The 11237-nt window shown below is 62.4% G+C and carries 16 protein-coding genes; 14 read left to right on the top strand and 2 right to left on the bottom strand.

Annotation, left to right across the window (positions count from 1 at the left end):
• The coding region (locus GQE99_RS21670) for a helix-turn-helix domain-containing protein (protein ID WP_328794262.1) at positions 1 to 242 on the bottom strand (242 nt) is incomplete at its 3' end.
• Positions 243 to 366: 124 nt separating this feature from the next.
• The gene (locus GQE99_RS21220; protein ID WP_028284973.1) at positions 367 to 618 is read right to left on the bottom strand and encodes a hypothetical protein; all 252 of its coding nucleotides are present in this window, start codon (positions 616 to 618) and stop codon (positions 367 to 369) included.
• Positions 619 to 828: 210 nt separating this feature from the next.
• On the opposite strand from GQE99_RS21220, the gene GQE99_RS21215 reads away from it, so the two are divergent.
• From GQE99_RS21215 to GQE99_RS21155, 14 genes are read left to right on the top strand one after another with little or no spacing between them, the layout of a single operon-like run.
• On the top strand, positions 829 to 1197 hold the full coding sequence (locus GQE99_RS21215) for a hypothetical protein (protein WP_028284974.1): 369 nt from the start codon (positions 829 to 831) through the stop codon (positions 1195 to 1197).
• A 43-nt stretch (positions 1198 to 1240) separates the two neighbouring features.
• Positions 1241 to 1855 (top strand): lytic transglycosylase domain-containing protein, encoded by a 615-nt coding sequence (locus GQE99_RS21210; RefSeq protein ID WP_028284975.1) that lies wholly within the window; start codon positions 1241 to 1243, stop codon positions 1853 to 1855.
• On the top strand, positions 1852 to 2145 hold the full coding sequence (locus tag GQE99_RS21205; protein ID WP_009503803.1) for a TrbC/VirB2 family protein: 294 nt from the start codon (positions 1852 to 1854) through the stop codon (positions 2143 to 2145). The genes GQE99_RS21210 and GQE99_RS21205 overlap by 4 nt, the downstream gene beginning before the upstream one ends.
• Positions 2138 to 2416: a type IV secretion system protein VirB3 gene (locus GQE99_RS21200; protein ID WP_008282962.1), complete on the top strand. Its 279-nt coding sequence runs from the start codon at positions 2138 to 2140 to the stop codon at positions 2414 to 2416. Before GQE99_RS21205 ends, GQE99_RS21200 begins: the two co-directional genes overlap by 8 nt.
• Positions 2406 to 4781 carry a VirB4 family type IV secretion/conjugal transfer ATPase gene (locus GQE99_RS21195; RefSeq protein ID WP_161353888.1) on the top strand — a complete coding sequence of 792 codons (2376 nt, stop codon included), beginning with the start codon at positions 2406 to 2408 and terminating at the stop codon, positions 4779 to 4781. Before GQE99_RS21200 ends, GQE99_RS21195 begins: the two co-directional genes overlap by 11 nt.
• Entirely contained in the window at positions 4778 to 4945 is a 168-nt protein-coding gene (locus GQE99_RS21360; protein WP_008327378.1) for a hypothetical protein, read from the top strand. The genes GQE99_RS21195 and GQE99_RS21360 overlap by 4 nt, the downstream gene beginning before the upstream one ends.
• On the top strand, positions 4935 to 6089 hold the full coding sequence (locus GQE99_RS21190; protein WP_173585991.1) for a lytic transglycosylase domain-containing protein: 1155 nt from the start codon (positions 4935 to 4937) through the stop codon (positions 6087 to 6089). The genes GQE99_RS21360 and GQE99_RS21190 overlap by 11 nt, the downstream gene beginning before the upstream one ends.
• Complete coding sequence (locus GQE99_RS21185; RefSeq protein ID WP_043755082.1) at positions 6089 to 6898, top strand: type IV secretion system protein; 810 nt, start codon at positions 6089 to 6091, stop codon at positions 6896 to 6898. The genes GQE99_RS21190 and GQE99_RS21185 overlap by 1 nt, the downstream gene beginning before the upstream one ends.
• 15 nt (positions 6899 to 6913) lie before the next feature.
• Positions 6914 to 7567: a virB8 family protein gene (locus tag GQE99_RS21180; RefSeq protein ID WP_043755065.1), complete on the top strand. Its 654-nt coding sequence runs from the start codon at positions 6914 to 6916 to the stop codon at positions 7565 to 7567.
• An 11-nt stretch (positions 7568 to 7578) separates the two neighbouring features.
• Complete coding sequence (locus tag GQE99_RS21175) at positions 7579 to 8265, top strand: TrbG/VirB9 family P-type conjugative transfer protein (protein WP_173585992.1); 687 nt, start codon at positions 7579 to 7581, stop codon at positions 8263 to 8265.
• Positions 8262 to 9641 (top strand): TrbI/VirB10 family protein, encoded by a 1380-nt coding sequence (locus tag GQE99_RS21170; RefSeq protein ID WP_043755071.1) that lies wholly within the window; start codon positions 8262 to 8264, stop codon positions 9639 to 9641. Before GQE99_RS21175 ends, GQE99_RS21170 begins: the two co-directional genes overlap by 4 nt.
• A gap of 4 nt (positions 9642 to 9645) precedes the next feature.
• Positions 9646 to 10632, top strand: coding sequence for an ATPase, T2SS/T4P/T4SS family (locus GQE99_RS21165; RefSeq protein WP_043755074.1), 987 nt, complete (start codon positions 9646 to 9648; stop codon positions 10630 to 10632).
• Positions 10629 to 10823, top strand: coding sequence for a DUF4177 domain-containing protein (locus tag GQE99_RS21160; protein ID WP_043755076.1), 195 nt, complete (start codon positions 10629 to 10631; stop codon positions 10821 to 10823). Before GQE99_RS21165 ends, GQE99_RS21160 begins: the two co-directional genes overlap by 4 nt.
• A complete protein-coding gene (locus tag GQE99_RS21155; RefSeq protein WP_043755080.1) occupies positions 10820 to 11233 on the top strand; it encodes a hypothetical protein in 414 nt (137 codons plus the stop codon). Before GQE99_RS21160 ends, GQE99_RS21155 begins: the two co-directional genes overlap by 4 nt.
• The last annotated feature ends 4 nt before the right edge of the window (positions 11234 to 11237 follow it).

The following is an 11237-nucleotide window of genomic DNA, read 5'->3' as shown; positions in this document are numbered from 1 at the left end:
GTTCGTCCGTGAATCTCGTTCGCTTCATTGTCCGTCCTCAGGTTGGGCCGGACTCTAATCGACGGTGGAGGAAAAATCCCGTGGCAGGTCAGACGCTCGCCACTTTCGAGACGTGCCACAAACGACTGGTGGCGTTTGAGCTTCGCCGCCAACTGCTGCTGGCTGAGACCCGCATTCTGACGTGCATCAACCAACGCACGGACGAGCGCCAACTGGCCATTTGTTCTGATTGTCTTTGCCACGCGTCACATACCTTTTGTGACGTCGCTAGCGGATGAAATCTGTTATCTAAAAAGTAGATATATGAGGGTGTTATCGGCGTCTGGTTTCCATGGGCTGCAAGTCTGATGCTCCCGAGGTTGCCCATCAATCCCCTACCAATTGCAGGAACCGGCCATAGTCCTCGCTGACTTCGCGCGCTTCCTCGAAGGCGCGGGCGCGTTCGCTGTCGAGGCAACGGAAGTAGCTCTGGATATCCTGGATATAGTCTTCGAAGTCCCCGCGGATGATATCCGCATAGTCCCGCGCGGCCTGCGAATCGCTTGGCAGGAAAGGACGGGATGGCGCAAAGCAGGATTCCGCCAAAACCGGCCCGGGAACGCAGATCAGAAGGGCCATAGCTTGCAATGGGAGCAGGCATATCAACCTTGGGTTTCTCAAACCTGTTATCTCCTTGATCGCGGACACTGGCCGTGACTAGTGTTTGCGTAACCAAACTACAGCAAAAGCACGATATTACATCTTGCGGTTGATAATATACTATCGTAACTCTGGGCTTCAAGTAGGAATGCCTGGGGTCGCGCCATTGGAGAAAGCGTGAGCCGGGCCATGAACTGGGATATCGAAGCACCAAATGTGGTTACGGAAGCCAGGTTCCGCGAACTCGTGGAAAGCGGCTATAGCGCAGAAATCCTGTGCCAAGCGTCGGCACACAAGAAAGGCCCCAGCTATTACGGGGTCTGGATCATGCGCGTTGTCTCTGATGATGGCGTGGAAAAGCTCCTCGTCACCGCCCGTACGCGGACGACCTACAACGATATCAAGATCCGCGAGTTCAAGACGATCTCCGGCGTGGTGTCATTCTTCATTGGCCTTGGCTTTGCGCATGTCGACCTGCCGCTTGAGGCGGGGACAAGCCGTACGCACAAATTCGCCCCGCCAGACAAAGTCCCATCAGACAAGGGCGCTGACACCTAGCCTCGTCTGTCTCTGGCTGGTCGCAGCACCTGCCTCCGCACAGATGGTCCTGGTCATGGAGAGCGACGGCTCCCTGATCCCGTCCCGCTCCCAAAGCAGCTTTGCCCGAAACTACAATGACGGGATTGGTCAGGGTTCGGCCTCCGATGGGATCGCGATCTTCGGCGAGGTAGAGGCCGAGCAAGAGGGCGTCCAAGTCGCGGCCCTTGCCCGCCCAACTCCCCTGCCCCGCGCCGATGTCCTCTCCGGGATTCAGACCACGGCCTTGCGCTATGCCGGCCATCCCGGCCTGCGTCGCGCGGGGCTTTCCGTGACGGATTGGCTGGCTCTCTTTCGGGCCAATATCGAGGTTGAGAGCGCCTACCGGCAGGATGCGATTTCAAATGCAGGTGCTATTGGCCTTGGTCAATTGATGCCTGCGACGGCGCGTGATCTGGGCGTCGACCCGCGTGATCCGCTGCAGAACCTCGACGGCTCCGCCCGCTACCTCGCGATGATGCTGGAGATGTTCGGCGATCCGCACCTGGCGCTGGCTGCCTACAACGCCGGACCCGATGCGGTCCGCCAGTATGGCGGCGTCCCCCCCTACCGAGAAACCCAGAACCACGTGGCCCGCGTCATGGCCGTTGTGGCACGATTGGAAGGATCAAATTCATGAAACAGATTTCAAACCTCTTTGTCGCCTCGCTGGCGCTATTCCTGCTGATTGCCGAGCCCGCCCTTGCACAGAGCATCGATCTCTCCCCGATCCAGAGCTTGCTGCAGGGCATTGTCGATGCGCTGACCGGACCTCTTGGTGTGGTCATCGCCACACTCGCGGTCCTCGGCGTTTTCTTGAGCTGGTTCTTCAACATCATCGACCTGCGCCAAGCGCTTTGGGTCCTGGTCGGCATCGCCGGTGTTGCCGCCGCCCCCACCATCGTTGCCGCGGTCTTTGCCGGTGGCTGAGCGCTCGCCCCTTTTTCTCGGGCTCGTGCGCCCGCCGAAGCTTCTGGGCCTGCCCATCATGTACGCGATGGTCTGGCTCTTCGGATCGGTGCTCCTGTTCGTCTGGGTCCAGCACATCGCGGTGCTGGGTTTCGCCGCCTTGCTCTATCCGGTGCTTTGGAAGGCCGCAGATTGGGACCCGCGCTTCATAGATGTGATGATGACGGCCCTGCAGGAGACACCGCCCACGCGCAACCGCAGCATCCATGGCGGGGACAGCTATGCCCCGTGATGACGCCCCTGATGCAGCGATCGATCCCCGCACGATGACGCCGGAGTGGTATGCGCGCGAGACCCGCCTCGCGCATATGCTGCCCTATGTGAGCCTCGTCGACGACCAGACGGTGCGCACCCGGGTCAACGAGCTCTTCCGGTGCATTCGGCTCGAGGGGATCAACAGCTACACGACGGACGATGCCTATCTCAACAAGGTGACGGCGCTTTTTGCCCGCATCGTCGCGCAGCTTGGGCCGGAATTCAGCTATTACGTCCACAAGGTCTCCAAGGCCATCAAACCTGATCTCGACCCCATCCGTGAGGACAGCTTCGCAGGCGAGGTGGACCGGCGCTGGCGCGCGAAACTCGAGACCAGTGGGCTCCGCGACAAGACGCTGACGCTCACCGTCATTCACCGCCCACCCCCGAAAAGCCTCCTGCCGTTCCTCAGCCGCAGCGCACCGGACCGCCTGAGAGAGGAAACCCGCAAACGCCTGCAGCGCCTCGGTGAGGCCGTGAACGTCTTCCTCTCGGGGCTTACCGAGCTCAAGCCGCGCCTGCTGTCAGCCGGATCGGGAGAGTTGGTGGGATTTTTGGGCGCGCTCAACACGGGCACCGAGCTGCCGCTCTACCCGGCCAACACCTACGGATTTCTGTCCTTCAACGTCGCCAATACCCGCGTGACGTTTCACGGCGATCATTTCGAGCTTTCCGAGGGCGTCGTGGGCCACCGCTACGGCAAGAGCTTCACCATCGGAGAATACTCGGAAGGCACCTCCTGCACCATGTTCGACATGCTGAACCTGCCGGTCGACATGATCGTGACGCACTCCTTTACGCCGATCAATTCGAACCTCATGGCGGGCCGCATCAAGCGGCAAAAGCGCCAGATGCAGGCCAGCCAGGATGCGGCCCTCTCCCTCCTGGAAGCCCTCGACATCGCCGCCGATGATCTCGAGGCCAAGCGCCAAAGCTTCGGCGAGCATCACATGGTCGTGACGCTCTTTTGCGACACGCTCGAAGAACTGCAGACCCTCAGCGCGGAGATCGTGAACGCCGCCGCAACCGAAGGCGTGAAGATGATCGGCGAGCGGGTCGCGGCCAAGGCGCATTACCTCAGCCAGCATCCCGGCAACCAGCCCAAGCGCGTCCGCGCCAGCGCCGTCACCAACCGCAACTTCGCGGATTTTGCGGCCTTCCACCGGACACAGCTCGGCAAACCTGCAGCACTTACCCCCTGGGGCCGGTTCGTCACATATTTTCCCACGCCGGAGCAGAGCGCCTACCGGTTTTCCTATCACGAGCAGGGCGCGCCCGACAAAGAACCGACCAGCGGGCATACCCTGATCATGGGACGGCCCGGGTCGGGCAAATCGGTGCTCTCGGCCTTCCTGATGACCCAGGTCCGTCGCGCAGGGGCGCGGATCTTCGTCTTCGATTACCGTCTTGGCATGGAGATGGCGGTCCGCGCCAATGGCGGGCGCTACGCGTCTCTGAACGCCGGTCAGCCCACGGGCCTCAACCCGCTCTGGACAGAGACCGATGCGCGCGGCACCGCCTGGCTCTCGGACTGGCTCACAACACTGCTTTACCGCGCCGACAAGCCCCTGACCCCGGCACAGACCAACCGCATCCAGGAGGTCGTGCGCCAGAACGCCCAGGCCACCAATCCGGCCCTGCGGAACTGGCGGGATTTCGCATCGCTTTTTGTGTCCACCGACGATGGCGGCGATCTGCACCAGCGCCTGCTCGAATGGACCGAGGACGGCCGCTATGGCTGGATCTTCGGGCAGAGCCTCGAGGACACGTTCTCGCTCAAGGGCGATGTGGTGGGCTTCGATCTGACCGGCATTCTCGACAGCGAGGCCGACAAGGAACGGATGGCGGTCCTGTCCTATCTCTTCCGCCGGGTCGAGCGCGAAATCGAGGACCGCCGCCCCACCATCATCGTGATCGACGAGGCCTGGAAGGCCCTCGATAACGCGTATTTCGCCGAGCGGCTGTCGAACTGGCTGGTGACAGCGCGCAAACAGAACACGGTCGCGGTGATGATGACGCAATACGCAAGCCAGCTCGAGCGCACCCGGACCGGCAAGACCATCATCGAGGCGGTGCCGACGCAGATCCTGCTCCCCAATATCCGCGCGCAGCCAGCGGACTACGCCATGCTGAACCTCACGGAGAAGGAGCTCGATGTCCTTCTCAACACGGGCAGCAACAGCCGCTTGGCGCTGATCCGCGACGATCAGGGCTCGATCGTCGTCGATGCCGATCTGAGCGCGCTTGGACCCAATCTCACCATCCTTGGCGGCATGGAAAAGGGCGAAGCGCTTGTCGGCGCCGATTACCGCGACCGCCCTGATTTCTGGAGGCTTTCATGACCCGTATTTTGATGTTCGTTGCCGCGCTCGGTGCGTTGGCCTCCTGTGCCCAGTACCAGGAACCGCAGGCCAATTGCTTCACCTTCCTCGCCTCCACGACAGCCATCTCGCCTGATTGCACCTTCACGCCCCTTGGCGCACCGGAGGGCGACATTGAAGTCTAGCCTGCCTCATATCCTGGCCCTTTGCCTGCTGCCCGGTCTCGCTTTGTCTCAAGGCGTGCCGACCAATGACAGTGGGCTGACCGCGCGTGACATCGTCGAGACTGGCGATCGCGAGGCTGACTTGGCCGTTCAGGCCGACAAGCTTGCCGTGCGCGAACTCATTGCCGAGATCGAACGGGAGCAGCTGGAAACCCTGCAACGCATCCTCGATGCCCAGACCAGCTTCGGCGGTCAGGGCTTGCCGGCTATGGTCTCGGGGCTGGAAAGCGGCAGCGGGGATCCGGCCCGGTCAGTCGAGGCGGTCTATGGCAATGCCGACATCGACCCCAATCCCGGCGGTGCGCAGATGTTCGGGGATGCGGCGGAAAACATCGAGCAGCTCATTATCCGCGTGGCTCAGGAGACCAGCGGCTTTGCCGGCGTTGGCCGCGCGGGCCTCTCCCCGGTCCAATGGCGCGCACTCCTACAGGCGCTGATCTGGCAGGAAAGCCGTTTCACCATCGGTGCACGCTCTCCCGTCGGCGCCTTTGGCCTCACCCAGATCATGCCCGGTACCGCCAGCGATCTGGGCATCAATCCGGAATACTATGACAGCCCCTACCTGCAGGTGCATGGCGGTGCACGCTATCTCGCGACACAGCTCAACACCTTCGACGGCAATATCATCAATGCGCTCGCGGCCTATAACGCGGGACCCGGCCGGGTTTTCGAGTATGGCGGCGTGCCACCCTTTCGCGAGACCCAGCACTACGTCCAGGTGATCCCCGAACGCTATAACCTCTATTTGACCCGTATCGGCGGGATCGAAGCGCTTGGCACGATCGACCCCGCGCTTCTGGCCAATGCCAACCTCTCGCTCACTGGGCACGGCGCGGCCTTCTATGGCAACAACTCACCCGCCGCGATCAGGCAAGCCGCCCTACGTATTGCGGATATCGTCGAACGGATTTCCGAGACCGAGGATGTGCAGGAGAGCGTTGCGCTCAACACTTATGCCCGCGCCGAACTCGTGCGTCTCGTGGCCGCCCGCATCCGGCTTCAGGCCGCCCGCACCCGCGTGCTCTCCGCCGAAGAGCTGGCCCAGGCCAGCGCCCGCATGGCCGAAGGCGCGTTCATGGATTTTACGATCAGGGAGATTGAATGATGGGACATCTGCTCTTGAGGACAGCTTTGGCCACGACACTTGGGGTTGGTCTGCATCTTGGCGCCCTATCCCCCGTCCTCGCGCAAGGCGTGCCCGTCGTCGATACCCAGAACATCGCGCAAAACATCCAGCAGCTGCGGCAGATGATCGAGGACGAGATCTTGCAAAACGAGCAGCTGACGCAGCTCCGCGAACAGCTCGGCCTTCTCACGGACCAACTCGCGGAGCTGCAAAGAACCTACGAGGCCCTCACCCGCCTCGCCGAGCTTCCAGAAATCATCCGCACCGAGATGGAAGACGAACTCAATGGCCTACTCGACCAAGAGTTCGGCGATATCCTCGCCACGATTGAGGCGATCAAGACGGGAGATTTCTCGGGCCTCTCGGGCTCCGGCGCGGGCGAAATCGAAACCCAGATGGATCGGGTGCTGGCCGATCTCGGATTTGACGATGACACCCTCTCGGAAATGGCCACGAGCGGCAATCCCGGGGCCAACCGCGTGGCGACGCAGGCCACCACCGGTGCCCTTGTCTCGGCGGCAGCCCAGAACAGCTATGAGGATGCCGGCCAATCGCTCGAGCGGGTCGACCGCCTTGTCGGGCTCATCGACGACATGGACGAACTAAAGGAAAGCATCGATCTCAACACGCGCGTGACCGCGGAGCTCGCCATTGCACTGGTCGCCATGTGGCAACTCGAAGCCATCCAGACCGTGGGCGATGGCACCGGCGGCGTGATCGATGCCGCCACCATCGCCGAAGAGCAGCGCTTCATGGACTTTACGCTGCCGGACCTGCGCGCAGACTGATTTGAGGCATGACGCGTGGCGAGTGAACAGGAAATCATCGAAGAAGAGCTGGTCTATGGTGCTCTGCGCCGTGAACGCCTCTGGCAGCGCCTTGGGCTCATCGGGCTCATCTTCGGCATTCTCGGATGCCTGAGCGCGGCGGCTGTCGCGATCCTCGATGTCGATCCGCCGCCTGTGGTCGTGCCCTATGATCCCGCCACCGGCTTTGCCCTGCCCGAGGCTTCGGTGGGCGCGACGTCTGTCACAGCCAACCAGGCGATCATCGAGGCTGAGGTCTTCCGCTACGTGACCGACCGCGAGGTCTATAACCAGCTCGACAACGACCTGCGCATCCGCAGCGTCCTGCGCCGCTCGGACGGAGCTGCCGAGAGCGGGTTGCGCCAGATCTGGAACAGCGCCAACGAGAATTACCCGCCGACCGTCTATGGCCCCAACGCCAGGCTCGACGTGGAAATCCTCAGCATCAACCGGATCGGAACCAACCGCGCGACGGTCCGCCTGCGCAAGCGCCTGACGTCCATTAACGGCACCCAGACCGGCCTCTTCACTGCGACGCTTCTCTTCGAGTTCCGCCCGGAGACCCGCCGCTCCATCGACGAGGTCTGGACCAACCCCTTCGGCTTCACCGTGCGCGAATATTCCATCCGCTCCGACAGATTGGAGAACTGACGTTGTTGTATATGAGATCGCTTATTTTTGTCATTGCCCTGTTGCCCGGCCTCGCCTCTGCCGAAACCATCCCGCGTGGCGGTCCCAACGACAGCCGAGTGCGCTTGGCCACCTACCAGGAGGGTCAGGTCTACCGTCTCAGCGTGTCGCTCACCCATGTGACCACGGTCGAATTCGGTGAGGGTGAAAGCATCCGCTCGATCATCGCGGGCGACACGGAAGGCTTCGAGATCGATGGCGTCCCCGGTGGTCAGGCCTTTGCAATCAAGCCCGTCGCGCGCGGTGTCCATACCAATGTGACGGTCTACACGAACAGGCGAAGCTACTATTTCAACGTCGAGGAGGTCCGCAGCCCGACCTTCTACGTTGTGCAGTTCCGCTACCCTGACGACGCTGCGCGCCCGATCCGGGCCATCGCCGCCCAAGCGCCGAACTACAATTACGGCGCCAGCGCGCGGACCGAGTTCACGCCAACCCGCATCTGGGATGACGGGACGTTCACGTATTTCGCCTTTCCAAGAAACGCACCTGTGCCAGCGATCTTCCGCTACGCGGGCGGCCGTGAACGCACGGTCAACACGCAAACCCCTGAGGACGGTGTGATCCGCGTCAGCGGCGTAAACCGCCAATGGGTCCTGCGACTTGGCGAAGAGGTGGTCTGCATCGAGGCGATCCCGCCCGCGGAGGCCGCCTCATGAGCGATACCGAGAACACCGAGCTGGAAAAACGCCTCGCCGCCCTTGAGAAAGGCAGTGCCCGCGCCCCCACGGCGGCGCAGCGCCGGTCGCCCCTTCTCGCGCTGATCGTGGTCCTCGTCATCGGCGCGGGTGGTGCCCTGCTTTATCTTCTCTCACAGCCCGACGAAGAGGAAGCCTTGCCGACGGCCACCCCGGATGTCTTCCAAAACGAGGGGGACGGCTTTGGCGCCATCGAGACCTTGCCCCCGCCCGAGCCCGAGGTTGTGTTTGTCGGACCGGATCCAGTCGAGCCCAACGCGGAGCTTCTGGCGCAGATCACCGCGCTGCAGGCCCAGATCGAGGAGTTGCGCAACGCCCCTGAACCAGTTGTCGAGGAAGACACCGCTGCCGCAGATGCGATTGACGCGCTGACCGCGCAGATCGCGGCCCTGCAAGCCGCGTCGGAAACCGCGCAACAGCAGTTTCGCGATGAGCTCACGGCGCGCGACCGCGAACTGGAGCAACTCCGCATGGACCTTGAGCTCGCGCAGCTTGAGGCCAACCGGCCCCTTCCGGCACCCATCGGGCCCACCGAGGACGAGTTACGCGCGCGGGAAGAAGAGCGGCTCCGGCGCGAGGAAGAAGCAAGACGGCTCGCGGAACTTGAACGCCGCGCCGCGGAGGAACGCGCCTTCCAGGAGCGGCGCATCGCCTCGCCGACCATCGCTTTTGGCGGTGCCTCCGGAGCGAATGAAACAGCTCTGACCGAACGCACTTTTGGCGAGGTGACGGATTTCGTGCTGAACGGGGCGCTGCCCTCTACCGTGACGCAGGCCGAGGTGATCGCCAATCCCTCCAACACGATTCTACAGGGCACCATGATCCAGGCCGTCATGGAAACTGCCCTTGACAGCTCCCTGCCCGGCCAGACCCGTGCCGTGGTGTCCGAGGATGTCTACAGCGTCGATGGCGCGCGCCTCTTGATCCCCCGCGGATCCCGTCTCATCGGGCGCTACCGCGCTGGCGTCGATATCGCGCAGCGCCGCGTGACTATCGCTTGGGACCGGATCATCCTGCCCGCGGGCCAGACCGTCCAGATCAGCTCCTTCGGAGGTGATGAACTGGGCCGTTCTGGCGTCACCGGTTTCGTGGACACACGCTTCGCCGAGCGTTTCGGGTCGGCCGCCCTGATCTCGCTGATCTCAGCAGCACCCAGTGCTGCCGCCTCCGAAGTCCAGGATGAGACTGCCGCCGACGCTCTCGAAGACGTTGGCGATGATCTGGCAGATGCCACGGACAGCGTCATAGGCGATTACCTCTCCATCGGCCCCGTCATCTATGTCGACCAGGGCGCCCGCGTCACGGTCATGGTCGACCGCGATCTGGAGATATTCTGAGCCCATGTCGCTGAGCTATCTCGAAACCTCGCTCGACCGGATCGACGCCGCCGCTCGCGACGATGTCATCGAGATCTGCATCAACCCTGATGGCACCTGCTGGGGCGAATTCCAGGGCGATCACTTCATGCGGAGGCTGGACCAGGCGTTGACCGCAACAGAAGTGAAGGACCTCGGCAACCAGATCGCCTCTTCCGCCAACACAACGATGAGCAAGGACCGCCCGATCGTCTCGGTCTCGATCACCTACAAGGGGCGCCCGATCCGCGCACAGGTCATCACCCCGCCTGCCGTGCTCTCGGCCATGTCGATCAGCCTTCGGTTCTTCTCAAGCCTGCCGCTTGACGGGATTGCGCTTGATTTCCTTTTTGGCAAGGAACGCAAGCTTGAAGAACTCCGCCTCGAGAAAACCCACGAACTGCGCGAAGTGGTGGCCGCGGGCGTGATCGACGATGCGCTGGCCTTTTGCGTCGACAACAAGCTTAACATGATCGTCTCTGGCGGCACCTCCACCGGCAAGACCGTGGCTGCACGCAAGATCCTCTCGCACGTGCCATCCGAGGAACGCATCGTCACCATCGAGGAAGCCGCCGAGCTTCTGCCGACCCAGCCCAATGCCGTGACCCTCATCGCCAATCGCGATGCGGAGTTCCAGACCGCCGATGTGCTGCTCACCGCAACGTTGCGCATGCGCCCCGACCGGATCATCCTGGGCGAGGTGCGCGGCAAGGAAGCCATGACCTTCCTCGAGGCGATCAACACTGGCCATGGCGGCTCAATGACCACGCTGCACGCAGAAACCCCGCAACTTGCCGTGCAGCGTCTGGCCATCGCCGCACTCAAGACCGAGATCCCGATGACCTATGCCGACATGATCCAGTACATCGAGAACTCCATCGACGTAATCATCCAGGCCGGTCGCCATGATGGCAAACGCGGCATCACCGAATTCTACCTCCCCGGCACCAATGAGATCGGAGCTTCCCAATGAAAACCTTTGAATACGATATCCTGTCCTTTCCCATGACCCGCAAAACCAGCCTTGCCGACATGCAAGCCAGCCTGAATGCCAAAGGTGCGGAAGGCTGGGAGGTGGTGTCGATCAGCTCCTCGGAATTCGCGAATGTTGGGCACACGGTCTTCCTGAAACGCGAAACGACCACCATCGGAGCCACGGCATGAGGCTGGCACGGCTAAGCGTTGCTTTGACCGGAGTGGCCCTGAGCCTACTGGCTGTCCCCGCCTTCGCCGAGCGCAATCTAGTGCCGACGCTCGATCGCAGCTTCAACGTCTGTCCGGACCGGCCCGCTGAGCCCAGCTGGATGCAAGGAATCCCCCTGCGCCAAGCCTATCAGCGCGTATTGGTCCAGGACATCTATCGCGCCCAAAACCTCGAGCGGATTGTCGAGTCCGGCAGCTGCGATTGCGAGACCCGGTTCCCATCTTGGGACGCAGCTGAGGCGGTGTTTCGTGAGCGCCACGCCAGTGGCGAACGCTGGGAAATGCTGGAAGCTTCCGAAACCTACAATCGACGCGCCAACGACGTTCGCCTCGAGGCCAAAGCCATCTGCGACGCTGCGGGCAATTGGTAAGGCT

Origin of the sequence: Maritimibacter harenae (assembly GCF_009882975.1) — a bacterium.
Classification (GTDB): domain Bacteria; phylum Pseudomonadota; class Alphaproteobacteria; order Rhodobacterales; family Rhodobacteraceae; genus Maritimibacter; species Maritimibacter harenae.
This window is presented reverse-complemented; position numbering and strand designations above follow the sequence as displayed.

Excerpts from the sequence above, each read along its gene's own strand:
- GQE99_RS21215 (WP_028284974.1), top strand. The coding sequence starts at position 829 with ATGAACTGGGATATCGAAGCACCAAATGTGGTTACGGAAGCCAGGTTC.
- GQE99_RS21160 (WP_043755076.1), top strand. The coding sequence starts at position 10,629 with ATGAAAACCTTTGAATACGATATCCTGTCCTTTCCCATGACCCGCAAA.
- GQE99_RS21175 (WP_173585992.1), top strand. The coding sequence starts at position 7,579 with ATGAGATCGCTTATTTTTGTCATTGCCCTGTTGCCCGGCCTCGCCTCT.
- GQE99_RS21185 (WP_043755082.1), top strand. The coding sequence starts at position 6,089 with ATGGGACATCTGCTCTTGAGGACAGCTTTGGCCACGACACTTGGGGTT.
- GQE99_RS21195 (WP_161353888.1), top strand. The coding sequence starts at position 2,406 with ATGCCCCGTGATGACGCCCCTGATGCAGCGATCGATCCCCGCACGATG.
- GQE99_RS21220 (WP_028284973.1), bottom strand. The coding sequence starts at position 618 with ATGGCCCTTCTGATCTGCGTTCCCGGGCCGGTTTTGGCGGAATCCTGC.
- GQE99_RS21360 (WP_008327378.1), top strand. The coding sequence starts at position 4,778 with ATGACCCGTATTTTGATGTTCGTTGCCGCGCTCGGTGCGTTGGCCTCC.
- GQE99_RS21210 (WP_028284975.1), top strand. The coding sequence starts at position 1,241 with ATGGTCCTGGTCATGGAGAGCGACGGCTCCCTGATCCCGTCCCGCTCC.
- GQE99_RS21155 (WP_043755080.1), top strand. The coding sequence starts at position 10,820 with ATGAGGCTGGCACGGCTAAGCGTTGCTTTGACCGGAGTGGCCCTGAGC.
- GQE99_RS21205 (WP_009503803.1), top strand. The coding sequence starts at position 1,852 with ATGAAACAGATTTCAAACCTCTTTGTCGCCTCGCTGGCGCTATTCCTG.
- GQE99_RS21170 (WP_043755071.1), top strand. The coding sequence starts at position 8,262 with ATGAGCGATACCGAGAACACCGAGCTGGAAAAACGCCTCGCCGCCCTT.
- GQE99_RS21165 (WP_043755074.1), top strand. The coding sequence starts at position 9,646 with ATGTCGCTGAGCTATCTCGAAACCTCGCTCGACCGGATCGACGCCGCC.